Origin of the sequence: Lentzea sp. NPDC051208 (assembly GCF_040682435.1) — a bacterium.
Taxonomy (GTDB): domain Bacteria; phylum Actinomycetota; class Actinomycetes; order Mycobacteriales; family Pseudonocardiaceae; genus Lentzea; species Lentzea kristufekii.
Genome location: NZ_JBFBAW010000010.1, coordinates 181246 through 207789, shown reverse-complemented (window position 1 = coordinate 207789; position 26544 = coordinate 181246). Strand labels below are relative to the sequence as shown.

At 70.4% G+C, this 26544-nt stretch carries 26 protein-coding genes; 14 read left to right on the top strand and 12 right to left on the bottom strand.

The features are described 5' to 3' along the window. Positions 1–64 precede the first annotated feature (64 nt). The 6 genes from AB0M48_RS25175 to AB0M48_RS25150 all read left to right on the top strand — a co-directional run bounded on the left by AB0M48_RS25175 (position 65) and on the right by AB0M48_RS25150 (position 5522). Positions 65–712, top strand: coding sequence for a choice-of-anchor M domain-containing protein (locus AB0M48_RS25175; protein ID WP_363846342.1), 648 nt, complete (start codon positions 65–67; stop codon positions 710–712). Beyond that, entirely contained in the window at positions 709–1344 is a 636-nt protein-coding gene (locus AB0M48_RS25170) for a choice-of-anchor M domain-containing protein (protein ID WP_363846340.1), read from the top strand. The genes AB0M48_RS25175 and AB0M48_RS25170 overlap by 4 nt, the downstream gene beginning before the upstream one ends. 109 nt (positions 1345–1453) lie before the next feature. After that, positions 1454–2986 carry an anchored repeat ABC transporter, substrate-binding protein gene (locus AB0M48_RS25165; protein ID WP_363846338.1) on the top strand — a complete coding sequence of 511 codons (1533 nt, stop codon included), beginning with the start codon at positions 1454–1456 and terminating at the stop codon, positions 2984–2986. Between the two features lie 14 nt (positions 2987–3000). Continuing rightward, positions 3001–3909, top strand: coding sequence for a TIGR03773 family transporter-associated surface protein (locus AB0M48_RS25160; protein WP_363846336.1), 909 nt, complete (start codon positions 3001–3003; stop codon positions 3907–3909). Then, positions 3906–4649, top strand: a complete 744-nt coding sequence (locus tag AB0M48_RS25155) for an anchored repeat-type ABC transporter ATP-binding subunit (RefSeq protein ID WP_363846334.1) — start codon at positions 3906–3908, stop codon at positions 4647–4649. The genes AB0M48_RS25160 and AB0M48_RS25155 overlap by 4 nt, the downstream gene beginning before the upstream one ends. After that, the gene (locus AB0M48_RS25150; protein ID WP_363846332.1) at positions 4650–5522 is read left to right on the top strand and encodes an anchored repeat-type ABC transporter permease subunit; all 873 of its coding nucleotides are present in this window, start codon (positions 4650–4652) and stop codon (positions 5520–5522) included. It begins immediately after the preceding gene. 150 nt (positions 5523–5672) lie between these two features. On the opposite strand, the gene AB0M48_RS25145 is transcribed toward AB0M48_RS25150, so the two are convergent. Further along, on the bottom strand, positions 5673–6515 hold the full coding sequence (locus tag AB0M48_RS25145) for a class I SAM-dependent methyltransferase (protein ID WP_363846329.1): 843 nt from the start codon (positions 6513–6515) through the stop codon (positions 5673–5675). Then, positions 6515–7651 (bottom strand): GTP-binding protein, encoded by a 1137-nt coding sequence (locus AB0M48_RS25140; protein WP_363846327.1) that lies wholly within the window; start codon positions 7649–7651, stop codon positions 6515–6517. The genes AB0M48_RS25145 and AB0M48_RS25140 overlap by 1 nt, the downstream gene beginning before the upstream one ends. An 80-nt stretch (positions 7652–7731) precedes the next feature. Between AB0M48_RS25140 and AB0M48_RS25135 the strand changes: the two genes are divergently transcribed. From AB0M48_RS25135 to AB0M48_RS25120, 4 genes are read left to right on the top strand one after another with little or no spacing between them, the layout of a single operon-like run. Then, a complete protein-coding gene (locus AB0M48_RS25135; RefSeq protein WP_363846325.1) occupies positions 7732–8739 on the top strand; it encodes an ABC transporter substrate-binding protein in 1008 nt (335 codons plus the stop codon). Further along, positions 8736–9719, top strand: coding sequence for an iron ABC transporter permease (locus tag AB0M48_RS25130; RefSeq protein ID WP_363846323.1), 984 nt, complete (start codon positions 8736–8738; stop codon positions 9717–9719). Before AB0M48_RS25135 ends, AB0M48_RS25130 begins: the two co-directional genes overlap by 4 nt. Continuing rightward, positions 9716–10726: an iron chelate uptake ABC transporter family permease subunit gene (locus AB0M48_RS25125; protein ID WP_363846321.1), complete on the top strand. Its 1011-nt coding sequence runs from the start codon at positions 9716–9718 to the stop codon at positions 10724–10726. The genes AB0M48_RS25130 and AB0M48_RS25125 overlap by 4 nt, the downstream gene beginning before the upstream one ends. Beyond that, positions 10723–11511: an ABC transporter ATP-binding protein gene (locus AB0M48_RS25120; protein WP_363846319.1), complete on the top strand. Its 789-nt coding sequence runs from the start codon at positions 10723–10725 to the stop codon at positions 11509–11511. Before AB0M48_RS25125 ends, AB0M48_RS25120 begins: the two co-directional genes overlap by 4 nt. Positions 11512–11514: 3 nt before the next feature. Here the strand turns inward: AB0M48_RS25120 and AB0M48_RS25115 are convergent, their stop codons facing one another. Together AB0M48_RS25115 and AB0M48_RS25110 are read right to left on the bottom strand one after the other, a co-directional pair. Next, positions 11515–12744 (bottom strand): MFS transporter, encoded by a 1230-nt coding sequence (locus tag AB0M48_RS25115; protein WP_363846317.1) that lies wholly within the window; start codon positions 12742–12744, stop codon positions 11515–11517. Positions 12745–12782: 38 nt separating this feature from the next. After that, complete coding sequence (locus tag AB0M48_RS25110) at positions 12783–13145, bottom strand: metalloregulator ArsR/SmtB family transcription factor (protein ID WP_363846315.1); 363 nt, start codon at positions 13143–13145, stop codon at positions 12783–12785. Between the two features lie 62 nt (positions 13146–13207). Between AB0M48_RS25110 and AB0M48_RS25105 the strand changes: the two genes are divergently transcribed. Then, positions 13208–15070 carry a heavy metal translocating P-type ATPase gene (locus AB0M48_RS25105; RefSeq protein ID WP_363846312.1) on the top strand — a complete coding sequence of 621 codons (1863 nt, stop codon included), beginning with the start codon at positions 13208–13210 and terminating at the stop codon, positions 15068–15070. A gap of 74 nt (positions 15071–15144) precedes the next feature. On the opposite strand, the gene AB0M48_RS25100 is transcribed toward AB0M48_RS25105, so the two are convergent. Continuing rightward, a complete protein-coding gene (locus AB0M48_RS25100; RefSeq protein ID WP_363846310.1) occupies positions 15145–16038 on the bottom strand; it encodes a DUF1963 domain-containing protein in 894 nt (297 codons plus the stop codon). 212 nt (positions 16039–16250) lie between these two features. After that, complete coding sequence (locus AB0M48_RS25095; RefSeq protein WP_363846308.1) at positions 16251–16433, bottom strand: hypothetical protein; 183 nt, start codon at positions 16431–16433, stop codon at positions 16251–16253. 29 nt (positions 16434–16462) lie between these two features. Between AB0M48_RS25095 and AB0M48_RS25090 the strand changes: the two genes are divergently transcribed. Both AB0M48_RS25090 and AB0M48_RS25085 read left to right on the top strand, forming a co-directional pair. Beyond that, on the top strand, positions 16463–17599 hold the full coding sequence (locus AB0M48_RS25090) for a N(5)-(carboxyethyl)ornithine synthase (protein WP_363846306.1): 1137 nt from the start codon (positions 16463–16465) through the stop codon (positions 17597–17599). 51 nt (positions 17600–17650) lie between these two features. Then, on the top strand, positions 17651–18043 hold the full coding sequence (locus AB0M48_RS25085) for an HPF/RaiA family ribosome-associated protein (protein WP_363846304.1): 393 nt from the start codon (positions 17651–17653) through the stop codon (positions 18041–18043). Positions 18044–18071: 28 nt separating this feature from the next. Here the strand turns inward: AB0M48_RS25085 and AB0M48_RS25080 are convergent, their stop codons facing one another. From AB0M48_RS25080 to AB0M48_RS25060, 5 genes are all read right to left on the bottom strand, one after another. After that, the gene (locus AB0M48_RS25080) at positions 18072–19304 is read right to left on the bottom strand and encodes a PP2C family protein-serine/threonine phosphatase (RefSeq protein WP_363846302.1); all 1233 of its coding nucleotides are present in this window, start codon (positions 19302–19304) and stop codon (positions 18072–18074) included. A gap of 199 nt (positions 19305–19503) precedes the next feature. After that, entirely contained in the window at positions 19504–20532 is a 1029-nt protein-coding gene (locus AB0M48_RS25075; RefSeq protein ID WP_363846300.1) for an NlpC/P60 family protein, read from the bottom strand. A gap of 11 nt (positions 20533–20543) precedes the next feature. Continuing rightward, positions 20544–21029 carry a poly-gamma-glutamate biosynthesis protein PgsC/CapC gene (locus tag AB0M48_RS25070; RefSeq protein ID WP_363846298.1) on the bottom strand — a complete coding sequence of 162 codons (486 nt, stop codon included), beginning with the start codon at positions 21027–21029 and terminating at the stop codon, positions 20544–20546. After that, complete coding sequence (gene pgsB / locus AB0M48_RS25065) at positions 21022–22467, bottom strand: poly-gamma-glutamate synthase PgsB (protein WP_363846296.1); 1446 nt, start codon at positions 22465–22467, stop codon at positions 21022–21024. Before pgsB ends, AB0M48_RS25070 begins: the two co-directional genes overlap by 8 nt. Continuing rightward, positions 22464–24572, bottom strand: coding sequence for a HAMP domain-containing protein (locus AB0M48_RS25060; protein WP_363846294.1), 2109 nt, complete (start codon positions 24570–24572; stop codon positions 22464–22466). The genes pgsB and AB0M48_RS25060 overlap by 4 nt, the downstream gene beginning before the upstream one ends. A gap of 306 nt (positions 24573–24878) precedes the next feature. Here AB0M48_RS25060 and AB0M48_RS25055 point away from each other — a divergent pair, with 306 nt between their 5' ends. Further along, positions 24879–25757: a hypothetical protein gene (locus AB0M48_RS25055; RefSeq protein WP_363846292.1), complete on the top strand. Its 879-nt coding sequence runs from the start codon at positions 24879–24881 to the stop codon at positions 25755–25757. 34 nt (positions 25758–25791) lie between these two features. Here the strand turns inward: AB0M48_RS25055 and AB0M48_RS25050 are convergent, their stop codons facing one another. Beyond that, the gene (locus AB0M48_RS25050) at positions 25792–26496 is read right to left on the bottom strand and encodes a TetR family transcriptional regulator (protein WP_363846290.1); all 705 of its coding nucleotides are present in this window, start codon (positions 26494–26496) and stop codon (positions 25792–25794) included. Between the last annotated feature and the right edge of the window lie 48 nt (positions 26497–26544).

Genomic DNA, 26544 nt, shown 5'->3' with positions numbered 1-26544 from the left:
CAAGACTGCGACGGGTGCCGCGGCCCGCTCGGGCCGCACCACCGCACGATTGGAGTCCACGTCCGTGCGCACCACTGCACACATCGCCCTGCTTTTCGCGGCAGCGACCGGGTTGACCACCCTCACCGCCGCTCCCGCCACCGCCGAAACGATCACCACGATCGACAGCGGTCACGTCGACGTCTTCGGCGTCGCCTTCGAGGACGGCGCCTTCCACCTGCACGTCCACGACGGAGCCGCCGAGGCCGAGTACGAGCCCTCGGAGGTGCTGCTGGTCGCGAAGTCCGCCGCCAAGACCTCCGTGCCCGCCGACCCCGCGTACTCGTTCCTCGGCAAGACCGGCGCGCCGGTCTGGGTACTGCCCCAGGTGCAGGACCCGAACCTGCTGTGGCCCGGCATCGCCACTGAGGAGATCGAGCCCGGGATCTTCACCGAGGGAACGCTGAAGCTGAAGGTCGAGTGCGTCCACGGCCCCGGCGACTTCAGCATCTTCACCACCGACGCCGTGGGTGCGCCCACCGTCCTGGTGGACAGCGGTGACGGCCTGCCCGACCGGATCGAACTCGCCGCCGGAGAGCACCAGCACGCCAACTGGGCGTTCGAGGCCGCCGGCACCTACACGGTGACCGTGCGCGCCGCGGGCGTCCTCGCCGCGACCGGGCAGAAGGTCGTTTCCGAGTCCGCCACCTACCGTCTCAAGGTGAACCGATGATCCGCCGCCTCGCCGCCGCCGCACTGGCCGCCGGACTCGCCCTGGTCGCCACTGGCACCGCACATGCCGCGGTGACCCTCTCCTCCGGCCACGCCGACGCCATCGACGTCGACTGGACCGGCAGCGCCCTCACGCTCGACGTCCGCGACGACACCGTCGTCCCCGGCGCGGACCGCGACCCGTCCACCGTGACGCTGAACGCCGTGCCGGCGAGCCGCACGACGGTGCCGTCGAACTCCTCCTACGCGTTCCTCGGCTCCCCCGGCTCACCGGTGTGGATCCTGCCGCAGAGCCAGGCGAGCGGCGTGCTGTGGGCGGGCTTCAGCACCGAGGGCGTGCCGGCGGGAGTGCTGCAGGGCAACACGCTCACCGTGAAGCTGGTGTCCGTCACCGGCCCCGCGGGCTTCAGCGTCTTCACCACGGGCTCGTTCGGAACGCCGACCGTGTGGTTCGACAGCGGCAACGGCCTGCCCGACAGCCGCGCGTTCGCCGTGAACACCCACGCCCACGCCAACTGGGCGTTCGAAGCGGCCGGCACCTACACCGCGGTCTTCGAGGTCACGGCGACCCGGGCCACCGGCGGCGCGGTCACCACGGGCCAGAAGACCTACACCTTCACCGTTCAACCGTGATCCGCGCGGAGGCCGGGCAGTGCGCCCCGGCCTCCGCGTCTCGCGACTTGATGATTATGATTATCGTTGTTGACTACTTCGGGATTGGCGTGACGACGTGCTCCTTGGCTTGCGCCGACGCCTGCTGTTCGGGTTGATCGTCATGGTGGGAGCTTCGGGCTGCACCGCTCCTGCGTCGCTGAGCGACCGCGACGGCCGGTTGCAGGTGGTCGCCACGACCGGCCTGCTGCGGGATCTCGTGCGCAACGTGGGCGGGTCGAGGGTCAACGTCACCTCGCTCGTACCGGACGGAGCCGACCCGCACTCCTACGAACCGAGCCTGCGTGACGTCCGGAACGTGGTGTACGCGGACGTGGCGTTCAGCAACTACGTGATGCTGGAGGAGCACTCCGTCATCAGGGCCCTGGACGCCAACCTCCGCCCGGAGGCGGCGAACGTCTCGCTGGCCGAGGACGCCGTCAAGTACGCCGCCGAGATCATCCCGCTGGTCGAGGACGTCACGCTGGACACCGTGTGGCTCGGACTGCGGGCCAGGGGCGACGGGAAGGCTCACGGCGCGAACCGCGCGTCGGAGGTCCTGCTGAGCATGACCGCCGCCAGCGGCCCCGGGAACGTCTACGGCTACCTCACCGGGTCGTTCGGCGACGCCGACGTCTACTTCGACTCCAGCGACGGCTTCGACCCCGGCGACGGCTACGGCGACGACACCGCGACCCTGCCCGCCGATGCCCACACCCACATGTCCTGGGCGTTCACCCGGCCCGGCGTCTACGAGGTGACCCTGTCCGCGCGCCTGCGGGTGGACCAGAAGTCACGACCGGTCCCGCTCGGCGAGTCGACGTTCACCTTCGCGGTCGGTGTACAGCCCCCGGACCGGCCTGTGCTGGTGGACCGCGGGCATGCCGACCTCACCGTCGACCTGGACCGCGAGCAGGTCTACGCGCTCTTCGACCCGCAGGGAGGCGGGGAGAAGGCGCAGCAGGTCGTGCCCGCGTCCGATGCCGTCGTCGTGGTGCCGGGCAAGGCGCTCAGCGAGATCCCCGCCGGGTTCGGGTTCCTCGGCCGGCCCGGTGAGCGGGTCTACCAGCTCGCCCAGGCCGTGCTCGGCAAGCACGTGCACGGCGAGATCGATCCGCACCTGTGGCAGAACGTGCGCAACGCCATGGCCTACACCCAGGTCATCCGCGACACGCTGATCGAGAAGGACCCCGAGGGCGCGCGGGAGTACCGCCGCAACACCGAGGCCTACCTCGCCGAACTCGACGCACTCGACCGATATGTGCGCGCGCAGATCGACGAGATCCCCGCGGCGCGCCGTCATCTGATCACGACGCACGACGCGTTCGGCTACCTCGCCCAGGCGTACGGCATGAGCGTCGCCGGATTTGTCACGCCCAACCCCGCCACCGAGCCCTCCCTGGCCGACCGCCGCAAGCTCACCGAGACGATCCGCACCCTCGCGGTGCCCGCGGTGTTCCTCGAACCCAACCTGGCCGCCCGTTCGTCGACGCTCACCCAGGTCGCCGGTGAGCAGGGGATCCGGGTCTGCCCGATCTACGGCGACACCTTCGACGGCGAGGTCACGACCTACGTCCGGATGATGCGGTTCAACGCCGACTCGCTGCGCGACTGCCTGCGCTGATGAAAGAGGAGTACATGAGACGGTCCCTGCCGAGCGCCCTGCTGGTCGTGGCGGCGCTGCTGGCGCCCGCCGCGGCCCTGGCGCAACCACCCGGCGACGGGCAGGACCAGACCATCGCGCCCGACCAGCGGATCGCCGCAGACGAGGCCGTGCTGGCGCGCGGCCACGTGGACGTCGGCCCCCGGTTCGTCGACGGCGCGTGGAAGCTGATGGCGCACGACGACACCGGCGATCCGTCCGTGTGGCGGGACCTGGACCGCACCGCGTTCCAGGTCTCGGACAAGGCACTGCTCACGGTGCCGGACAACCCCGCGTACGCCTTCATCGGCAAGCCCGGCTCGAAGGTGCACGTGCTGCCGCAGGTGCAGAACCCCGAGGTGGCCTGGGTCGGCTGGAACACCCAGGACCCCGAGGTGATGGAGGTCGTCGACCGCGGGGTCACCCTGACCCTCACCGGCGTCGACGGTCCCGGCGAGCTGTTCGTCTACCTGCAGGCCGGCAACTTCGGCGCCGCCGACGTGCTCTGGGACTCCACCAAGGCCGAACGCCAGGACATCTGGGTCGACACCAACACGCACACGCACGCCAACTGGGTCTTCACCACTCCTGGCGTCTACCTCGTCCAGGTGGAGGCGCACGCCAAGCTGGTGGACGGCAAGGAGGCCCGCACCACCGCGACGCTGCGCTTCGCCGTCGGGGACGCGACCGACACCAAAGCGGCACTGGCTGCCGCACCGAGAACAACCGCGAGCGCAACACCTTCCGCAGCGGCGTCCGAAAAGGACAGTGCCGGGAACGGCGGTGGTTCGGGACCGCCCTGGGGTGTCATCGCGCTGATCGCGGCCGTCGCCGTGCTGGGCGCGCTCGTCGTCGTGGTGATCGTGCGCGGCCGCGCGGCGAAGCGGCAGGGGACGTCCGGGTGAACGCGTTGCGGGTGAACGGGCTGGCCGTGGACCTGGGCGGACGCCGGGTGCTCACCGACGTCGGCCTCACCGTCGACCGAGGCGAACTGGTCGGGCTGGTCGGGCCGAACGGCGCGGGCAAGACCACGTTGCTGCGCAGCCTCATGGGCCTCCTGAAACCCAAGGCGGGCCAGGTGGAGGTGGACGGGGAGCCGGTGCGCCGCGCGGGCACCGGCCTGGGTTACGTGCCTCAGCGGCACGAGTTCGCCTGGGACTTCCCGCTCTCGGTGGAGGGCGTGGTGATGACCGGCCGCACCGGAAGGCTCGGCCTGTTCCGCAGGCCGCGCGCAGCGGACTGGCGTGCGGTGGTCGAGGCGCTCGACCGGGTGCGCATGGCCGATCTCAGGACCCGCCCGGTCGGTGAACTGTCCGGTGGGCAGCGTCAGCGCGTGCTGCTGGCCAGGGCGTTGGCGCTCCAGCCGTCGGCGCTACTGCTCGACGAGCCCTTCACGGGCCTGGACATGCCGACGCAGGAACTGCTCTCGGACCTGCTGCTGTCATTGGCCAGGGACTCCCACGCCGTCCTGACCACCACCCACGACCTGCCGGGCGCGCTCTACACGTGCGACCGGCTCATCCTGCTCAACCGCACGGTCGTCGCCGCGGGATCGCCAGATCAGCTGCGCGACGAGAAGCCGTGGATGGACACCTTCGGCGTCAGCGAGGGCAGCCCGTTGCTCAAGATCCTCAAGGCGGTCTGAATGTCCCCCGTCGACTTCCTCCGCGACCTGGTCAACCCCGACCTCGCGTTCCTGCCCAAGGCACTGCTGGTCGCGGTCATGTCCTCGATCGTCTGCGGTGTCGTGGGCTGTTACGTCGTTCTGCGGGGAATGGCGTTCATCGGCGACGCGGTCGCACACGCGGTGTTCCCCGGACTGGCCATCGCGTTCGCGGTGTCGGGCAACCTGATCCTCGGCGGCACCATCGCCGGCGTGGCGACCGCGGTGCTGGTCGCAGTGTTCTCGCAGAACCGGCGGCTTCGCGAGGACTCGGTCATCGGGATCTTCTTCGTGGCCGCGTTCGCGCTGGGCATCGTGGTGATCTCCAGGGCGCCGGGCTACGCGGGGTCGCTGCAGCAGTTCCTGTTCGGCTCCATCACCGGCATCCCCGACGAGGACCTGTACACGGTCGCGGTGACCGGCGTCCTCGTGCTGGGCGCGGTGTTCCTGCTGCACAAGGAGTTCGTCGCGGTCACCATCGACCGGGAGATGGCACGGGCGACGGGCCTGCGGGTGTTCTGGCTCGACATCGTGCTCTACGTGCTGGTCACTCTCGCGGTGGTGATCTCGGTGCAGACGATCGGCAACATCCTGGTGCTCGCGCTCCTGGTGACACCGGCGGCGACCGCACGTCTGCTCACCGACCGGCTCGCGGTGATGATGCTGCTCGCGCCCGTGATCGGCGGCTTGTGCGCACTGGTCGGTCTGTACGTGTCGTGGTCGTGGGACTTCCCGACCGGCGGAACGATCGTCCTCGTTCTCACCGCGGTGTTCCTCGCGGCCTGGGTGCTGGCGCCCAAGCACGGTCTGCTCGCCCCAGGGCGCCGAGCCGAGAGCTCGGCAGACGCCGTGTGACGGTGTTGTCGAGCCGCATGAGCCAGGCGAGGCGTGCTCTACTTCATATGAGTGGTCATGGGGGCCGAGCACGGAGGTGGAAGTGAGCAAGCGGTGGATCCAGGCCACGGCTGTCGTCATCGCCGTCGCACTCACCCTGAGCGCGCTGTACTACCTGGTCGCCAGCCTTTGACCGTGCTCTCCTCGCCTGGTGCCCATGTGGATGGTCCTGGCCGTGAGCAGCGCTACGTCGTCACGGTGGCCCAGCCACACCGGTGAGGTGCGGTCGAGCAAGCTGTTCCACGCGACGCGATCGTCCTGAGCCAGGTACGCCCGGGCTCGTCCGACGCGTGCGGCGAGCTCCGCCAGCACCACCTCCCGCACCGCCCCGGTGAGCGGCGCGGGCAGGTCCAGCAGCGCGCTGCGACCGGTGACCTGCTCGAGTCCGGCGGACCGCAACAGGCCCGGCCATCCGCGTGCCGCGCGCACGACCGCGGGCCTGCTCTCGAACCACGCCGTGAACCACTCGTTGTGCGCGGCGTCGAGCCGGGCCTCGAGCCCAGGCCTGCCCACGCCGACGTCCCAGGGCAGGCAACGCGCGGGCAGGCCGCCCTCCCCCAGTGCGAGCAGACCGCCGGGAGCGAGCAGCCCGGCCAGCCCGGACACCGCGTCCTGCCAGGACAACGCGTGGTGCACGCACGCCCCGGACCAGATCAGCGACACGGGTTCCGGCAGCGGCACTGGACCGTCGTCGAGGTCGTGGAGCACCGTGCGCACGCGGTCGCCCAGCCCTGCCCGTTCAGCGCGCTCGCGCACCAGGGCGAGCATCGCCTCGTCGTTGTCCACGGCGTAGACCCGTCCCGCGCGTTCGGCCAGCCGCAGCGTGCCGGTGCCCGATCCGGGTCCGACGTCGGCCACCACGCCGGCGACCGGCAACGCGTCCAGCAGTGCCAGCTCGGCCTGGGCGAACACCGCTTCCGCCGCGGCGGGGTCCGCGGTCGACGGGCCGGTCATCAGGCGTGCTCGTGCAGGTCGGCGAGGTCCCACTCCGGCAGCGGGTCCTCCAGCTCGCGCCAGTGCACCGGACCGGCCTCGAACTCCTCGTCGGTCAGCAGCGCCGGTTCCAGGCGGCGGCGCGGTTCGTCGAGGTCGAGGCCTACGCCGATGAAGACCAGTTCCTGGCGGCCCTGCGGGGTGTCCAGCAGCTGCCCCGGTTCCAGGGTGAGGTTCGGGCCTGCCTGCGACCACACCGCGAGAACCTCGGGACGGCTGGCGATGTGGCAGAAACCCTTGCTGCGCAACACACCGTCCCAGTCGGCCAGCGCCGCCATCAGCCGTGCGGGGTGGAACGGCCGCGACGCGCGGAACGCGACCGAGCGGATGCCGTACTCCTCGGTCTCCGGGACGTGGCCGGTGCCCGCCAGTTCCTGGGCCCAGCCGGGAGCCTGCGCGGCGGTGATCGGGTCGTAGCGACCGGTGTCGAGCACCTCGGCCAGGTCGACGACGCCGTGCCGCGTGTGCAGCAGGCGGGCGGTGGGGTTCATCCTGCGCAGCACGGCGTCGAGCGTCGCGAGCTGTTCCGCGGTCACGAGGTCGGTCTTGTTGACCACCAGCAGGTCCGCGAACTCGACCTGGTCGACCAGCAGGTCCGAGATGGTGCGCTCGTCGGACTCCGCGGCGGCGAGGTCGCGCTCGGCCAGGTGGTCACCCGTGGTCAGTTCGCGCAGGAAACCCGCCGCGTCCACCAGCGTCACCATCGTGTCCAGCCGCGCGAGGTCGGACAGGCTCGTGCCGTCGGAGAAGGTCCAGTCGAAGGTCGCGGCCACCGGCATCGGCTCCGAGATGCCGGTGGACTCGATGAGGATCGTGTCGAACCGGCCCGAGCGCGCCAGCTCGCCGACGCTGTCGAGCAGGTCCTCGCGCAACGTGCAGCAGATGCAGCCGTTGGTCAGCTCGACCAGCCGCTCCTGCGTGCGGTCGAGGGTCCCCTGGCCCGCCACCAGCGCGGCGTCGATGTTGATCTCGCTCATGTCGTTGACGATCACCGCCACGCGCCGTCCTTCCCGGTTGGCGAGCACGTGGTTGAGCAACGTCGTCTTGCCCGAGCCGAGGAAGCCGGACAGCACGGTGACCGGGGTGCGCCTGAACATGTGCACATGATAATCATATTCATGGCTGGCGTGACCCGTTCCGGCCTCCCGATCACCCCTCCCGAGTGGAAGGCACGCACATGCCCCGTCACAGCCTCGCTTCCCGCCGAGCCGTCCCGTTCCTCGTCATCGCCGCGGCGATGACGGCGTGTTCCGCTCCTCCGGCGGACGTTGGTGCGACCACCCCCGGTGGCTCCAGACCTTCGATCGACCGCGCGGCGGCACCGCTGGAGCCGTCGCTGACCGTCACCGATCCCCAGGGCCGGACGCTTGCTCTCCCGAAGCGGCCCGAGCGGATCGTCTGCCTGAACGGGCTGTGCGACGACATCGTGACCACGCTGGGCCTCACGCCGGTCGGCACGAGCAACCCGGCACTGATCAAGCACCCGGCACTGCTCGGCGAGCAGGCGGGCGCCGCTGTGGCGGTGGTGCCGGGCACGTTCGGCAGCGAGGACGTCGAGGCCGTCGCGGCGATGCGGCCGGACCTCGTGATCGGGCTGCCCGGTGTGCACGACCCGCTGAAGGAGGCGATCGAGCGCTTCGCTCCACTGTGGACGGCCGATCCGGTGACCTGGGAGCAGTCCGTCGGTTTCCTGCGTGCCCTGGGTTCGCTCACAGGCCGGGTGGAGCAGGCCCGCGGCGCCGAGGAGCAGTTCCGCGGCAAGCTCGCCGACGCCGTGGAACGCACCCGTGCCAGTGGACAGAGCAGCAAGAAGGTTCTGCTGATGTACGGCAGCATGGACGCCATCGGAGTGGACACGACCGCGTCCCTCAAGGGTGATCTGCTCTCCCGGTTGTTCGACTACCCGTTCCCCGGCAAGGGCGGCGACATCGCGACCGCGAGCAACTACAGCGTCGAGGAACTGCTCGCCCGGCAGCCCGACGTCGTGTTCGTCTACTCCCTGTTGTTCTCCGCGAAGGACCGGACGCTCAGTGCGCAACTGGCGGACAACGCGGTGTGGCAGCAGATCCCGGCGGTGAAGCAGCAGCGGGTGCACGAGATGCACGCGAAGCTCTGGGGATCCGGCCGCGGTACCCGCAGCCTGACCGCGATCATCGACGAGGCGCTGGAGAAGGTTCCCGCGTGACGGCACGCGTGGCGACAGCCTCCGCGTTCGCACTGGTGATCGCAACCGCGGCGCTGATGCTGGGCCAGCCGTTCGTCGGCGTGAACCGGCTGCTGCCCGCGTTGTCCGCGGCGGACGGTCTGGAGCACGTCATCGTCACGCAGGTGCGGGCGCCACGGCTGATGCTCGGCATCATCGCGGGAGCGTGCCTCGGCGCTGCAGGCATGCTGTTGCAGGAGGCATTGCGCAACCCGCTGGCCGTACCGGAACTGCTGGGGGTGTCCAGCGGCGCCGGTGCGGCGGTCGGCATCTGCGTGGCGCTCGGGATCGCCGTGCCGGGCGCGCCGGTGGTACCCGCGCTCCTCGGCGCGGCGGTGGGCGGGGGCGTGACGCTGCTCGCCGTCCGAGGTGCAGCCGGCCCTTCCGCGGTGCTGCTGATCGGCGCGGCGGTGAGTGCCGCGTGCCAGGCGCTCATGATCGCTGCTGGTGCCCTCGTCGACTCCCGCGAGCAGGGCGTGCTGGTGCGTTACCTGCTCGGCTCGCTCACCGGAACCTCCTGGCAGGCCGTGGGTCCGGCCGCGGCGGGGATGGTGGTGGCGCTGGTCGCCGCGGTGGCGGTCCTGCCCGCGGTGAACCTCCTGCGGCTGGGTGACGACACGGCGTCGGCGCTCGGGCTGCGTGCCGGCGCGGCGCGGATGATCGTGCTGGCGGTGGCGTCGCTGCTCGTGGCGGTCGTGGCCGGGCCGTGCGGTCCCATCGCCTGGGTCGGGTTCTTCGCGGTCCGCATCGCCCACGCCTGGCGGCCGAACAGCGGCGCCGTGCAGCGGCTGGCGTGGTCCGCGGCGCTCGGTGCGCTCGTGGTGGTCGTCGCGGACGTGGCCGCTCGTACGGTGTTGTACCCGGTGGAGCTCCCGGTCGGCGGCCTGACCGCGCTCGTCGCCGTCGTGGTCGGTACAGGCCTGCTGCTGCGCGGCGATCGCACAGCGCGGAGTTCGCCGTGACTCGCTGGAGGAGGTCGGCTCTGCTTCTGCTCGTGCCCGCGGTCGCGGTGTGTGCGTTGGCGCAGCTCGCGATCGGCTCGTCGTTGTCTCCGATGGACACCGCCATCGCGTTGTTCGGCACCGGACACGAGCACTCCGTGATCGTCGAACTGCGGGTACCGCGAGTGCTGGTCGCGTTGTGCGCCGGTGCGTGCCTGGGCGTGGCGGGGACCCTGTTGCAGTGCGTGCTGCGCAATCCCCTGGCAGCACCGGAGATCACCGGGGTCGGGTCCGGCGCGGTGCTGGGTGCGGTCGGCGCCTCCGCGGCGGGCGGCATCGCGGCCACCGCCCCGTTCATGGCTGCCGCCGCGCTCGTCGGCGGCGTGGTGGGCGGCGGTGTGCTGTGGGTGCTCGCGGCGCGGTTCGGCGGGGACGCGATGCGGCTCGCCGTCGTGGGAGTGGTCGTGTCGGCCGTGCTGGCCGGGCTGACCCTGGTCCTGCTCACCGCCCGGCCGCAGCTGGCGGGCGCGGTGACGCGGTGGCTGCTCGGTTCACTGGCCGGCCGCACGTGGGAGCATCTCGCGCCGCTGTGGCCGGTGCTCGCCGTGGTGCTCGTGGCCTCGGTCGCGATCGCCGGAGCGCTCGACGTGCTGGCGGTGGACGACGACCACGCACTGGCCGTGGGATTGGCCGTCACCCCCTGGCGGAACGCGGCGCTCGCGCTGGCGGCACTCGCCACCTCCGCGGCGGTGGCAGCGGTGGGCGCCACCGCGTTCATCGGCCTGCTCGCGCCCCACGCCGCCCGCAGGCTGACCGGTGCGACGCACCGCCATCTGGTTCCGGCGTCCGCACTGACCGGAGCGGGAGCATTGGCGCTGGCGGACGCCGTCGCCCAGCTCGTCACCTCCGCCGCAGGGCGGGCGGAAGCAGGTCTTCCCGCGGGCGCTGTCACCGCGCTTGCCGGTGCGGTGGTGCTGATCGCCCTGGCGCGCCGCGGTTCGACGTCGATCACCGGAGGGACCACGTGAGCGAACTGCGCGCAGAAGGCGTGTGGGCGGGATTCGGGAGCAAGGTCGTCCTGCGGGACGTGGACGTCGCCGCGCGCCGCGGCGAGTGGCTCACGCTGCTCGGCTGCAACGGCAGTGGCAAGACGACGATGCTGCGCGTCCTGGCCGGTCTGCACGAACCCGATCAAGGCGCCGTGCTCGTCGCCGGTGAACCGCTCGCCCGCCTGAACCGCCGCGCGGTGGCACGACGCATCGCCCTGCTCCCCCAGACGATGCCGCCTCTGAGCGGCCTGACCGTGCGTCAGCTGGTGCGCCAGGGGCGTTACGCCACAAGAGGTCCGCTCGGGATGCTGACCGAGGCGGACGACGACGAGGTGCGTGCGGCGCTGCGCGACACCGGGACACAGGAGTGGGCGGACATCCCGGTGGACCAGCTCTCCGGCGGCCAGCGACAGCGCGTACGGCTGGCTCTCGCGCTGGCACAGGACGCACCGGTGCTGCTGCTCGACGAGCCGACCACCTACCTGGACGTCCGGCACCAGCTGGAGGTCCTCGACCTCGTCCGCCGGCTCCAGCACGAACGATCACTCACCGTCGTCGCGGTACTGCACGATCTCACCCAGGCCGTCCGCTACTCGGATCGCGTCGTGGCGCTGCGGCACGGCCGCGTGCACGCCGAGGGCGCCCCGCGGGACGTCGTGGACACCGCACTGCTCCGCGACGTCTACGGCGTACGCGGCCGCGTGTGGCACGACGAGGTCAGCGGCCTCGTCTGCACGTTCGACGGAGTGTCCGAGATGGACTGAACGTCAGACCGCGCGTCGCAGCACAGGGGTCACCCACGCCAGCACCACACCGGACAGCAGGATCAGCACGCCGGCACCGAGGCCTGCGCGCGGGTCACCGGCCGCCACGGACACCGTTCCCGCCAAGGCCGCACCGACGGGCTGCCCGACGCCCCAGGCCAGCATCCTGGCCGTGGTGTTCACCCGGGACTGCAACTCCTCCGGACACACCTGCTGCCGGTAGGTGATCCCGTTGAGGACCACTGTGGCGTGGGCGGCACCCCAGTACACCGCCGCCGCGCACACCAGCAGCCAATGCCCGCTCACCAACACGAAAACGCCGCCGAGCAGGGAAAGCGGCAAGGCGGTCAACGCGAGCCGCGCGCCACCCCAGCGCGCGGTCAGCCGCGGCACCAACCGGGACGCGACGATCGCTCCGGCACCCCAGCAGCTGAACAACGCGGCGAGCCGGACGTCACCACGCGGCGCGACCCCCAGCACTCGATCAGCGAACGGCACCAGCACCGCCACCCAGGCACCGCCGGCAACCGAGTGCGTGGCGCCGACGAGGGTCAAGGTGCGGATGATCGGCTCACGCCACAGGAACCGCAGCCCTTCGCGCACGTCGGCGACAAGGTCACCGGCACCCCGCACGGGACGTGGATCGGCCATGCTGCTGACAATGCTGCGCAGCAGCAACGCCGAACCCACAGCGGTCAGCGCGTTCACCGCCAGCAGTCCCGCCGGTGCGACGACGGCGATCACCAGACCCGTCAGACCGGGAACCACGAGTTCCACCGCCGTGGTGCGTCCGAAGAGAGTCGAGTAGGCGGCCGTCAACCGGTCCTTGCCCACCAGCGCCGGCAGTGCGCCGAAGTTCGCGGCGTCGAAGAACACGAACGCCGTCTGCGTCGCGAACGCCACCGCCACGACGTGCGGCGCGGACAACACACCCGCCCACCACGCGAGCGGAACGCTGAGCAGGACCGCGGCGACACCGAGGTCGAGCGCCACCATCATCACCCGGCGATCCACCCGGTCCGCCAGCGCACCGGCGAGCAGTCCGAACACCAGGTACGGCAACGCCTCCGCCACCGCGACCGCCGACGTCCACCCCGCCGATCCGGTCAGCTGGTAGACCAGCACCGGCAAGGACACAGCCGACACGACCGCTCCCGCGACCGACAACACGCGCGCCAGCAGGTAACGACTGAAATCACGCTCGGACGTGTGCAGTGCTCCGGTGCTCGTCACGCCAACAGCATATGACTATCATGTTCATCTTGGTGCGATCAGGCGGTGGTCTCGACGTCGTCGGTGACACCGATGCCGAGGTGTTCGATGTGGTAGACGGCCTCGTCGAGCAGCATCGCGACGTGGTTGTCGTACAGGCTGTAGACGATGCTGCGGCCCTGGCGCGTACCGGTCACGAGGCTGAGCGCCCGCAACAACCGCAGCTGGTGCGACACCGCGGACTGCTCCATCTCCACGGCCTCGGCGAGCTCGCCGACCGAGCAGGCGCCGTGGCGCAACCGGGTCAGGATGCGCAGGCGGCTCGGCGTCGCGAGCGCCTGGAGGGTGGCCGCCACCGTCGCCGCCGACTCGGCGTCCAACTGCGCCGGCGGTGTGGTCCTGCCCTCGACTCCGTGACCCATGGCAGTATCCTACTCAGTGAACACATGAAGAGGTCTTCAGATGTTCCTGTATGGTGTCTGGCGTGACTTCGACGTTCCTCATCGACAGCCCGCACCGGACACCAGCGATCAAGCGCTCCCCGTTCGCGATCACCGAGGTCCGCTGGGCGATCGCGGCCACCGCCCTGTTCCTGCTCGGTGTCGGCGCGAAGTTCGCCGGCACGGCGCCGTGGGCGTGGTGGACTCTGCTGCTCGCCTGTTACGTCGCCGGCGGCTGGGAACCCGCGCTGGCCGGGCTGAAGGCGCTGCGCGAGCGGACTCTCGACGTCGACCTGCTGATGATCGTCGCGGCGATCGGTGCCGCGTCCATCGGGCAGGTCGTCGACGGCGGCTTGCTGATCGTCATCTTCGCGACGTCCGGGGCGCTCGAAGCCGTGCTCACCCAGCGCACCGCCGACTCGGTGCGCGGACTGCTCGATCTGGCACCACAGCGTGCGTGCCTGCTCCTGCCGGACGGTCGTGAGCGGGAGGTGGACGCGGAGACGCTGCGGATCGGCGACGAGATCCTCGTGCGGCCCGGCGAGCGGATCGGCGCGGACGGCGAGGTCGCCGACGGGAGCAGCGAGGTCGACGAGGCCTCCATCACCGGCGAGCCGCTGCCGGTGCCGAAGCACCGCGGGAACGAGGTCTTCGCGGGCTCGCTCAACGGCACCGGTGTGCTGCGGATGCGGGTCAGCCGGGAGCCGAAGGACTCCGTGATCGCCAGGATCGTGGTGATGGTCGAGCAGGCCTCGGCCACGAAGGCGAAGACGCAGCTGTTCATCGAGAAAGTCGAACAGCGCTACTCGGTCGGCGTGGTGGCGGCGACGCTGGCGTTGTTCTCGGTGCCTCTGCTGTTCGGCGCGGCGTTCGAGCCCACACTGCTGCGAGCGATGACGTTCATGATCGTGGCCTCCCCCTGTGCGCTGGTGCTCGCCACGATGCCTCCGTTGCTGGCGGCGATCGCGAACGCGGGCAAGCGCGGCGTGCTGGTGAAGTCCGCGGTCGCGATGGAACAGCTCGGCACGGTGGACGCGGTCGCGTTCGACAAGACCGGCACGCTCACCGAAGGCACGCCCCAGGTCGTCGGCATCATCACCGAGCAGGACGAGGACGAGGTGCTGACGCTGGCCGCGGCGGCCGAGCAGTTCAGCGAGCACCCGATCGGACGGGCCGTCGTGGCCGAGGCACAGCGACGACAGCTTCGGCTTCCGGCCGCCGGCGACTTCCACGCCACGCCGGGCGTGGGAGTGACCGCGCGGGTCTCCGGTCGATCGGTGGTCGTGCGACGGCACGACTCGCAGCACAACACGGCGGTCGAGGTCGTCGTGGACGACCGTCAGGTCGCGATCATCGAGCTCGCCGACCAGATCCGGCCGTCGAGCCACAACGCGGTGCGCGAACTGGCCGTCCTCACCGGACGGGGCCCGATCTTGCTGACGGGCGACAACCACGCCGCGGCACACCGGGTCGCGGCCGCCGTCGGCATCACCGAGGTCCGTGCGGGGTTGCTGCCCCAGGACAAGGTGCGGGCCGTTCGGGAGATGAGCGGCAACGTGCTGTTCGTCGGAGACGGCGTGAACGACGCACCCGCTCTCGCGACCGCACACGCGGGTATGGCGATGGGACGCAAGGGTTCCGCGCTCACCGTGGACACCGCCGACGCCGTGGTGGTCGGCGACGACCTGACCGTAGTCCCGGCGGTGGTGGCACTGGCCCGCCGCGCCCGGAGGGTGGTGATCGTCAACCTCGCGATCGCCGGGACGTTCATCGTGGTGCTGTCGGCGTGGGACCTGTTCGGAACGCTGCCCCTGCCCCTCGGCGTCGCGGGTCACGAAGGATCCACGGTCCTCGTGGCGCTCAACGGGATGCGACTGTTGTCCTCCGGCCGACGGCGCCGCCCGTGAGCACCGGGCCGGCGTGACTCCCGGTGCGTCCACCGGCCGATGCCCGGATCCGCCGGTGGACGCACTGACCGGGATTACTCGGTGAACATGGTGAACGAACGCATCTGGTCGAAGCGCCGCGCGACGAGATCACCGGAGCTGATCAGGAAGCATCCGTAGTAGAACTCGCTCTGCGTGGGGAACTGGGCCAGCGGCACCCATTCCCGGGCCAGCCGGTACGCCTCCTCGCGCCGCAGGCGGAATCGCTCCTCCCTCGACATGCCGGGATCAGCCGCTTGCCGGGTCCTGAGGTTGTCGAACGCCATCTGCGTCCACGGGCCGTCCTGGCCGCCGATCTCCCGGCAGTACCCGCCGAGGCGAAGCGCGCTGTGGCGCTTCTGATCAGGCCAGAGCTCGTCGACGAGCGCGCACAACTGATCGATGTGCTTCAGCTCGTCGAACAACCGCTTCACGGTGTCCGCCTCGAACTCGACGTCGCGCTCCTCGATCCAGTCCGGGAGCACCGGCCGCACCCACGCGGCGAGCCGGCGCTCGGGCGCGAGGAACGGGATGTTCTCGTGGAAGAACGTCCTGGTGTCGTGGCCGGGCGGCGGTGACGCCACCTCCGTCTCCGTGCCCGCCGGGACGTGGAGAACGCGCGAGAACGAGGTGGTGGGATGTTCCTCCATGTCTTCCTCGTGGTGCAGGAAGAACAGCAGCGAACCGTCCGCCGGCAGGTCAAGTCCCTCTGCTCGCGGAAGAGCCGCGCAGTCGACCGAGCCGATGAACGGCAACGGGGACTCGCCGCCCGGCCACGTCACGCCCACCGGTAACCGGGGAAGCCCTCCGAGCTGCCCGGCGACGTCGTCCCCGGCAGCGCTCGGACCCGCCCAGATCGCGAACCGGAGCTGGTCGGCGAACTTGCCGGCCTCGTCCTGCGGAATGCCCCGATCGAGTGCCACGCTGCGGAACTGCTCATGACGATCCATGGCGCAGCATGATCGCAGACCGGTGGAAGCGCTCCCTCGCAACGGCCGTCCGGGCTAACGCCTCAACCCCGCCTCGGCGGTGAGCAACGGCCAGGAAAATCCTGCACAATTCTCTCGGCAGCTCGACACCGCACCGATCAAGCCATGATCGGCCGGAATTCTGACCCCACCCTCGACCAGCTACCCTGTACAGCCGATCGAAAACGCCGCACTCACTTCGATGAAACGACACCGCAGGTCAGGCGCCATGCAGATGATCCTCGAGAAAAGTGGCGCGGATTTTCTTCACCCGCGAAATCGACCGCGCATGCCAGCGGCACATGTAGTGTGGAGACAAAAGAGCCGCTCTCACCGGCGGCCTCCTCGATCCCTTCCACAATGGCCTGATTCTCCATGTCGGACCGTTTACTCGAACAGGACACACGTGGACCAGCTCAGCCTCGGAGTCATCGGGCAGACCCACAAGGAGAACGAACGGCGGCTTCCCCTGCACCCGCTGCACCTGGACCGGATCCACGCGGACCTCCGCGACCAGATCTACCTCGAACACGGCTACGGAGAACGCTTCGGCGTCTCCGACGAGCAACTCGCGTCCTCGGTCGCCGGGCTGCGCTCGCGCGAGGAGCTCATCGCGGAGTGCGATGTCGTCCTGCTGCTCAAGCCGCTGGCCGACGACATCGCCCAGCTGCGCGAAGGTCAGGTGCTGTGGGGCTGGCCGCACTGCGTCCAGGACGAGAAGATCACGCAGCTGGCCGTGGAACGGCGGCTGACCCTCATCGCCTTCGAGGCGATGAACCACTGGACCTCCGACGGTTCGTTCAGCCTGCACGTCTTCCACAAGAACAACGAGCTCGCCGGTTACTGCTCGGTGCTGCACGCGCTGCAACTCTCCGGCTCGACCGGTGACTACGGGCGGCGGCTGCGCGCCGTCGTGATCGGCTTCGGCGCGACCGCGCGAGGCGCCGTGACGGCGCTCAACGCGCACGGCGTGCACGACGTCACCGTCCTCACCAACCGCGGTGTCACCGCCGTCAGCGCGCCGATCCACTCCGCGCGGATCGTCCACTTCGACCACGACGCCACCGATCCGGAGCGCAGCCACGCCTTCACCGACGACGGCCGCGTGCCGCTGGCCGGGTTCCTCGCGGAACACGACATCATCGTCAACTGCGTGCTCCAGGACACCGACGCACCGCTGACGTTCCTCACCAACGCCGACCTGTCCACCGTGGCACCGGGAACACTGGTGGTGGACGTCTCCTGCGATGCGGGCATGGGCTTCGAATGGGCACGCCCCACCACGTTCACCGAGCCGGACTTCCTGGTGGGCGACCACGTGCGCTACTACGGCGTGGACCACAGCCCGTCCTACCTGTGGAACTCGGCGACCTGGGAGATCAGCGAAGCGCTGCTCCCCCACCTGCGTCCGGTGCTCACCGGCACCTGGGACTCCAGCGACATCCTCCGGCGCGCCGTCGAGATCCGCGACGGAACCATCCTCAACCCCCGCATCCTCTCGTTCCAGCACCGATCACCGGAATACCCGCACGCCCGTTTTTGAGCACGGATCCGGCGACGGCAGGGCAACACTCCACAAAGGACAAGTGAGCAGATGAGCGAACTGCCAGAGGACACCGCGGTGATCACCGACCGGCTGCACCTCGCCACCGGCTTCCTCTCGAACGAACGCGGCTGGGTCGTGGAACGTCTGGCCGCACTCGGCTCGCGCCTGCGCTCGTTCCGCGACGACCAGGTCGACCTCGAGATCAGCGTGAAGGACCGTCGCGGCGTCGAGCAACGAGTCACCCTGGAGTGCTGGATCAACCGCACTCCCCGCCTGCACCTCGTCGCCACCTCGTCCGAGCCGGACCTGCCGTCCGCGCTCAACGAGGTCCGCAACGAGCTGATCCGGCAGGTCGACGAGGCAAAGACGCGGACCGAACCGCGCCACAACCGCGCGCTGAGATCCGTCCCCACGCTGACCGAGGGCCGCGGAACGATGTGACAGCGCCGCGACAGGGCGTTCGCCCAGGTCAGCCAGAGTTGAGGGTCGGGCGCGAGGGCGAGGCGGAGTCCGTGTCGGCGCCGTTGTCCGCCTGGCGTTCGGTGCGGCCGATTCCGTGCCAGTCCAGGCAGAGCACGGTGGCGTCGTCCTGGAGATGATCGTGGTAGGCGCGCCTCACCGCCCTGGTCGCCGCCCGCACCACCTCCCTGGGGTGCAGCGCTTCGGTGTTGCGGAGCAGCGCGGGGAGGTCGACGGCTTCGGCGTCGCGTTCGAACATGCCGTCGGTGAGCAGCATCAGCCGGTCGCCGGGGCGCAGGGTGAGCCGTTGCACCCGGTAGGGATGCGGTTGCACGCCGAAGAGCAGGTCGACCTTCAGGTCCAGCTCCTCCACCACGCCGTCGCGCAGCAGCAGTGGTACCGGGTGGCCCGCGTTGACCAGTTCCACTGCTCCGTCGCGCAGGTCCACCCGCACCAGCAGCCCCGTCGCCAGTGATCCCGGGCGGTGGTCCAGCAGGGCGTTGTTGGCCTGCTGTGCCTGCTCCGCCAGGCCGTCGCCCGCGCGGCGGGCCCTGCGCAGCGCGCCGACCAGCAGGGTCGCCGTCATCGCCGAGCCGACGTCGTGGCCGACGGCGTCGGTCATCGACAGGTGCAGGACGTCGCGGTCCAGGGCGTAGTCGTAGGTGTCGCCGCCGATGTCGTGGGCCGGAACGAGGGCACCGGCCACGGTGAACTGGGCGGCCTCGCAGCAGGACGCCGAGGGCAGCAGCTGGTGCTGGATCTCCGCCGCCAGGCTCATCGTCGTCGTGCGCCTGCCGGAGTGGTAGAGATCGGTGAAGCGGCGGTCGGTCACTATCACGTAGGCCAGTGCGTGCGCGGCCTCGCCCAGCTGCGCCAGCACCTCCTCGTCGAGCGAGGGCACCGTCACCTCCAGCACCCCGACGCAGTCGCCGCGGTTGGTCACCGGGAGCACCACACGCACCCCGTCGCCGTCCTGCCCCTGCCACGGCCGCTGGGTGCGCAACACCTCCTCGTAGACGCTGTCGCGCAGGTCGACGCTCTCGCCGCCACCCCTGCCGGGCTCCCACGTGCTCGACGCCAGCCGCACCAGCCGCTCATCACCGACGTCGATCAACAGGAACGACACGTCGACGGCCTCGAACCGCTTCGCCAGATCCCGCGCGACGACCTCGACCGACTCCACCGGCGGCGCGCTCTCGGCCGCCGCGAGCACATCACCCGGTCGCAACACAGCGGCATCCACGGCAACCTCCGAGCAGTTGGGATCACCCTAACCGCACACCGCACGGGTTGGGACACAACGAGGCATCAACCCCGATGGGCTCCGGCTGCTCGCCGGCCTGGAGACCTGGCCCGCCATGCAGCGACGACACACCGCGCACCACCCGGCTGACCGTCCACAAAGGCCGCTCGCCACCTCGCACGAAACGGTGAACCGGAGCTCAGAGGCGGCGCGCCGATCGCCAGGCCGTCGAGTACGTGCCGCCGTCGTCGAGCAGGGAGGTACCGCCCACATCGCCCATGGTCGGACCGTTGATGCGTTCCCTGCTGGAGATGAAGCGGTGTTTGCCGCGGTCGTCGATACCGAGGTAGATGCCGACGTGGTCGAGCGTTTCGGGATCGTCCTCCAGCTCGAAGAACACCAGGTCCCCCGGCTGCAGCGCGGCGTAGTTCGTGGCGCGGCGCAGCTTGTTGGGAACGAGTTGGACACCGGGACCGAACTCGGAGATCGCGAAGGCGCGGCGCGGCAGGCCGGGCCCTGCCGTGTTCGTGTTGAGCAGTGGCATGCCGAGGCGGTAGCCGAACACCAGCCGGACGTAGCCCGAGCAGTCGACGGCGCCGTAGCGACCGCGGTCGGGTGCGCCGGCGGGGCCGTCCAGGAACTTCCAGGGGACGCCGAGGTAGTCGTAGAAGTCCGACTGCTCCTGCCTGCCCGCGCCGGACGCCTTCACCGGACCGAACGACGCGTCACCCCGGAACCGCACACCCGATGCGTCCTTTTCGGACGGCGCGTCGACCGTGTACTGGGTGGCGATCTCCAGGACGTCGGGCGTGGTGTCCTGGCGGGCGGCGCGGAACCACTCGGCGAACCAGTCCGTCTTCTCCGCTCCCGCGGTCCACGGTTGCGGCAACAGCCGCACCCACGCCGTGGTGCTGACCTTCGCCGCCGTCGCCTTCGGCTCGCTGAACGACCGCAGCGAGCCGTGGACCACAGCGGTCCGCGCGTCGTCGGTGAACGTGGCGGCGACGGCGCCCGCACGATCGCGCACCACCGTTCTCCCGGGACTGTTGACGCGTTCGAAGGTCAGCTCCGGTGCGGTCCCCGCGTCCGGTGCGGTCCCCGCCGTGACCTGCTCCCCGGTCGGCGGTGCGGCGACGGTGGACTGCTTCTCCGGCCAGAACACGACGACGCCGGCGACCAGCACGACGACGGCGACTCCTGCCCCGGCCAGCACACCCTTGCGATTCATCGGCACCTCCATCACACCGTGGGAATCAGACCGATCAGGACACCGCTTGCCAGCACGCCGTAGCCCGCGGCGCTGACGACGCCGGTCGCGATCATCGTGACCAGCGGAGGCTGCCGCACGAGCTGGTAGGCGATGAGACCGGGCACCACGAAGCCGAGCGTCTGATGCGCGAACAGCAGCGGGTAGTCGCTCTGGATGAGCAGGAACAAGGTCGACTGCAGCAGCACGCCGGTGAGCACGACAGCGGCGAACAGGCGCTTGCCGTAGAGGATGACGAAGCGCTGCAGCAGTTTCACCGCGCCGAAGGTCACTCCGCTCATGACGACGACCAGCAGCGCGCGCCGGTAGTCCTCGACGAGCGTCAGCGCCAGCCATCCCGGCGTGATCATGCCGCCCGGTGACAGGTTGGTCGTCAGGTAGCAGGCCAGCGAGAACACCAGGCCGATGGCGAGGCCGAGCGTCGCCACCTCGGGCGGGAGAAGCGAACCGTCAGTCATGGGTGTGTCCTGGTCTGGGCGCCGGACGACGCTCGGGCAGAGGCCGCTGCGGCCGCTGGGGCCTGTGAGGCCGGTGCGGGTGGTCGAAGAGCTGTCCGCGGATGGGCGCGTGCGGACTGACCGGAGGCGGTGCGGGCCGCCTGCGTGGCGGCGGCGGTGGTGGCGGTGGTGGCGGCGGTGGTGGCGGTGGTGGTGGCGGTGGCGCGGCAGGGACGACCGTCCGCGGAGCCGGCACGCGCGGCTGCGGCCGTTGCTCATCGGGTTCGGGTTCGTCGAGCTCGTCGACGGCGTGCAGCAGCACCTCTCCCTGCCCGTGGATGTTGCCGATGGCGATGAGCGAGACGGTGTCGTCCACCTCGGCGAGGATCGAGTCGAGCAGGTCGCCGGCGGCGCGCGCACCGCCGAGGTCGCTCACCCGGTCCTGCCACTCGTCGGCGATGCTGAGCCGTGCGCTGCGGGTCGGTTCTCCGATCAGCACGACGCGGTCCGGGTCGATCCTCTCGACCAGCTCGCCCATCTGCCGGTTGCGCTCGACGCGGTCCGGACGGCAGTTGATGACCACGTGCAGGGGCCGGGCGATCGAGCCCTGCTCCAGCAGGCGCTCGATGTTCATCAGGGTCGACTCGGGGTCGTTGGCCGCGAAGACGTTGGCGAGCTTGATCAGCTTCCCGTCCCGCGTCCTGGTCTGCACCGACAGCACGCCGGGGTCCGGCGGCGCCGCCCACATGCCCGCCAGAGCCAGCCGCCGGTTCACGCCGAGCAGCTCGGCGACCGCCAGCGCGATCGCGACGTTCTCCTTGAACGTCACCCAGGAGAACCCGGCCATCTCCTCGTCGGTGACCGACTCGGGGTCGACGGCGATCAGCTCGCAGTTCCGCTTCGCCGCCTCCTGTTCGAGGATCGCCAGCCGGTCGCGTTCGGCGGTCACGCACACACCACCCACCGGCATGGACCGGCTCAGCGAACGCGCGACGTCGTCCAGCGTCGGGCCCATCTCGGCGAGGTGGTCCTCCCGCACGTTGCACAGCACACCGATCGTGGACCGGATCAGCTTGCTCTGGTTGATCTCCTGCAGGTCCGGCATCACGGCCATGCACTCGATCACCAGCGCGTCGGAGCGATAGGCGGCGGCGCGGCGCACGATGCCGATCTGCTCGACGACGTTCGCGATGCCCCACTTGCGGTAGACCGGCTCCTCGCTGCCGTCCGGGTGGATGAACCTGGCGGCCGTGCCGGTCGTCTTCGCCGTCGTCACCAGGCCGCCGCCGCGCAACGCCCCCGCGCACAGCCTGGTGATCGAGCTCTTGCCGCGGATGCCGTTGACCAGCACCCGGTGCTCGATCCTGGCGAGCTGGCCGAGGTGAGCGCGCTGCTCGAGGATTCCCGCGATCAGCAGTCCGGTGGTGAGCACCACGAACACCACGTACAGGTACGTCACCGGCGTCTGCCTGCTCTGGCGGGAGCGCGCTTGCGCGGTGCCGGGACCGGCTCCATCAGCATCGTCGGCTCGGTCGCGGAGCCGCTGGGGCGGCGGACGTCGCCCAGCCGGTCCGGGCCGTCCACGACGGCCTGCCTGCAGATCTCCAGGCAGCTCGCGATCGTGCCGATCTCGTCGTGGCGCTGCGGGTAGATCACCGACTTCAGGTCGCCCGCGACGAGGTTGTCGGCGGCGCGCGCGACCCTGCGCAGCGGTCCCAGAACGGTGAACAGGATCCAGCCGTAGCCGAAGAGGGTAACCAGGGCGGCGACCAGCGCGAGCAGGTGGGCGTAGCGGCGCGTCTGGTTCTCGGGCAGCGCGAGCTCGCGGGCCGGCTTTTCGGTGGTGACCGTCCAGCCGAGCCGCCCGACCGAGCCGCCCAGCACCGCGGCCGAGGCCACGACCGCCGGCTCCTCGGAACCCTGGTGGACCTCGGCCACAGCGCTGCCGTTCTTCGCCAGCCCCGCGTTGCGCCGCAGGCTCTCCGCGGTGACCTCTTCGAAGGCGACGAAGCCGTCGGTGGCAATGATGGTGCGGAAACCGGGGTCGACGACCCTGGCGTGGCCGGGCACCTGGCTCAGCAGCACCCGCAGGTGGTCGAGGTCGTACTCGCCGATCAGCGTCGTCTCTTCGAGCGGTACCTCGGCGAAGATCACCGGCACGCGGCCGGACTGGTTCTGCTGGCGCACGCCGGAGTCGCGCGCCGGAGGCTGGGCGGTGCGCAACGGCGGGCGCCCGATCACCTCACCGGTGACCGAGCCCTCGCGGTCCACCAGGTACAGACTGCGGTACCGGGTCTGGCTGACCAGCAGCTCCGGCAACGACGCCCGCAGGGGCTCGTCCGTGCCCTTGATGTCCGCGGCTTCCTTGGCGCCGGCGGCGAGCGTCTCGAGATCCGCCAGGCCGTCGTTGACACTGCGGCGCAGCGCCTCCGTCGCCTTGCCGGTCTGCACGCGCATGCTCGCCACCAAGGCGCCCGGGATCTCCACCTGCGGGGTGCGGAACGCGACGAGCATCCCGGCCGACCAGCCGAACATGGACAGCGCGACCGCGAAGCACACGATCCGCGCGCTGGTCCCAGGGGTCTTCCGCTCGCGCTCCGCGTCGTCGTTCAGCTGGTCCTGGCACGCCTTGCCAGCCGCGACGATCCGCGCCACCTCGGTGGTCCCGCTGGCACGGATCCTGGTGTCGAGCCGCCCCGCGGCGAGGCGCAGCAGGTCGGCCCGCACCGAGACCACCGGCTTGGTCATGTACCGGCGCACCAGGACGAACCCGAGCAGCGCCAGAACGGCCAGCGCGGCAGCGGGGACGACACCCGAGCCGGCGGGATCGGTGCCGACCAGAGGGCCGTCCGAAACGGCGACGACCGCGAGGTCGAGGCCTGCGGGGCTGGCCGACGGCATCACCCGTGCGTAGGTCAGAGTGGGCTGCACCTGCTCACCGGCGGTGCCGAGGACGAAGCCCGGCTCGCCCGACGCGGCCTTGCCCGCGCTCGCGATCAAGGCCTCCGCACTCGCGTCGCGGCCCTGCGCCAGCGGACCGCTCGCAGCCACCACCTTGCCGGACAGGGTCACCAGCAGCAGCGACTGCCGCAGAACCTGATCGGGGTCGGCGTCGGACAGGCGGATCGCCGTCGTCGCGGCGAGCAACTGGCCCCCCGGCAACGGAGACACCGCGATGAGCACGACCTCACCGTTGGCCGCGACGGTCGACGCGACGGTGGGGACGCTGACGTCACCCGGCACCGCCTGGATCGGCACGGCCTCACCGCGAGTGGCGACCAGCGTGCGGGACTTCGCGGCGAGCACCGAGACCCCGCGCCACTTCTTGTTGCGCATCAACGCGTCGAGCATCTGCTCGGTGCCGGACGTGCGAGGCGCGGCGACGGTGCGCAGATCGCTCAGGCTCTGGCTCGCCGTCGCGCCGATCGCCCGCGCGGTACCGGCCGCGATCTGCTGTTGCGACTCGACGAACGCCCGCGGCACCTCGCGGCCGTCCCGCGAGTCCAGCAGCACGACCGTCGCCGCGGCGATGCCGAGGAAGAACACGAGCAGTGCGACCGGCAACGGCAGGACGGCGAACCCGGACTCAGGAAGCTGAGCAGCCAGTCGCTTCGCCCGTCTGTCACTGTGCGCAGCGGCCTCGTCACTGCTCGCGGAAGTTTTGTGGCGCGCCACCGAATCGGTCCGTCCTCACATCACAGGCACGCCCCCGCACGCGGCCCCCAGGTCCTGGAATCTCGTAGATTGTGCACTATTGCCCGATGTAACTGTCACTCATACGTGCGCAACTGGGGATCAGATGAGTGAAGTGGACTACACTGAGTGACTCAATCCGACTCAAGGCCCCACTACTGGTGGATTTTGCTGGCGGTGGCCGTCGTCCTCGCCGGAGCCGTAGTCGTCGCGATGCCGAAATCTCGGCAGGAGCCCTCGTTCCAGCTCCCCGCGTCCTCCGTGCGGGAGCGGGTCGAGCAGTACGCGGCGGCGCTGCGGGAGGACGCCGCGTATCGGCCTCCCAGCGACGATGAGCGCCGGACGTTCGTCGAGGCGATCACCACGCTGAGCGCGGGGCGGCCGGATGACGTGCCGGTGGCCGCCGGTCCGTTGCGGGAACTCGGCATGAGCGTCGAACAGGGCACCGACGACCAGACCGGCCGCGGCTACGTGATCGTCGCGAGCGAACCGAACGTGAAACGCGGCTGGGGTCTCTACATGATTGATCTCACGCGGCCGGCACGGCTGGCGCTGCAGGTACCGCACCCGGCGAACGACCTGCACACCGGCGAGATCGGGCTGGAACTGTTCCGGAAGGTCCCCGGAAGCGTGCTGGCCGTCTCCGGCACGCACCGCGCGGTCGCGAACGGTGCGGGTGACGCCGCGCACCGCGTCGACTCGATGTTCCACGTACTCGCCGTCGAGCACTCAGAGCGAGGTCTGCCGCAGGTGCAGTTGCACGGATTCGGTGACGACAGCCTGTCGTCCGCGGACGCGGTGATCTCACCCGGCGCCGGTGCGGCCGAGTCGGCCCACCGGCGCATCGCGGACGGCCTGGACCGCTCGCTGCGGGTCTGCCGAGCGTGGGCGCGCGACTGCGGTGAGCTCGAAGGCAGGCGCAACAAGCAGGGCGGCGTGGCCGCCGAGCACGGGGTGACGTTCGTGCACCTGGAAGCGAGCAGGACCGTCCGGGACGATCCCGCGACCTGGCAGAAGATCGTCACCGTCACCGCGGACGCCCTCGCCGACGCCTGACAGCCGGTCCGGACTTGATTTCAAAATCAATGGGCTAGGTTTTGAGACACCGGTAGACGGTGGCGCGCGAGACACCGATCTCCTCGGCTATCTCCGGCACCGGACGACCTGCCGCGTACATCTGACGCGCCTGCCTGGCCTGCGGTTCGGTCAACGCCGGGGGCCGGCCACCGTTCCGCCCTCGTGGACGCCCGCGAGGGCGTGGACTTTCGGCTGTTGCCGCAGGCACGGGACCGGAAGGCTTCAGCAGGGCCCTCGCACCGTCGAGGATGAGGCTTTTGATCCGCTCGGGGGGCACGTCGAGGAAGAGCACGACCGGATCACCCAGCCCCGCGACCACCTGCGCCGCCCGCACCCGCCCCTCCAGGCTGCGCCGCGGCCCGCAGACCAGGTCGTTGGCGAGGGCGATGGCCGCGCGGAACCGATCCGCCACCGGCGCCTGCACCAGCAGCGTCATGTCCCTGACCAGCATCAACAGCGTTTCCCGATGACGCAGGTAGACATCGACGTAGCCCTCGATGGCACGCCAGCGCACCGCTTCGGGATCACCGGCCGCCTCGGCGTCGCCGAGCGCGCCCTCCAGCTCGTCCAGCAGCGGCAGCGTCAGATGGCGAAGGAGTTCGTCCTTCGACGCGAAGTGGTAGTAGAGCGCCGCTTTGGTGATGCCGACCTGATCCGCGATGGCCTGCATCGAGGTGGCGCGATAGCCGCGTTCGGCGAACAGCGCGCGTGCGGCCACCAGGACGCGTTCCGGTGTAGCGCTCATCCGGCTCCTCGGAAAATCGGC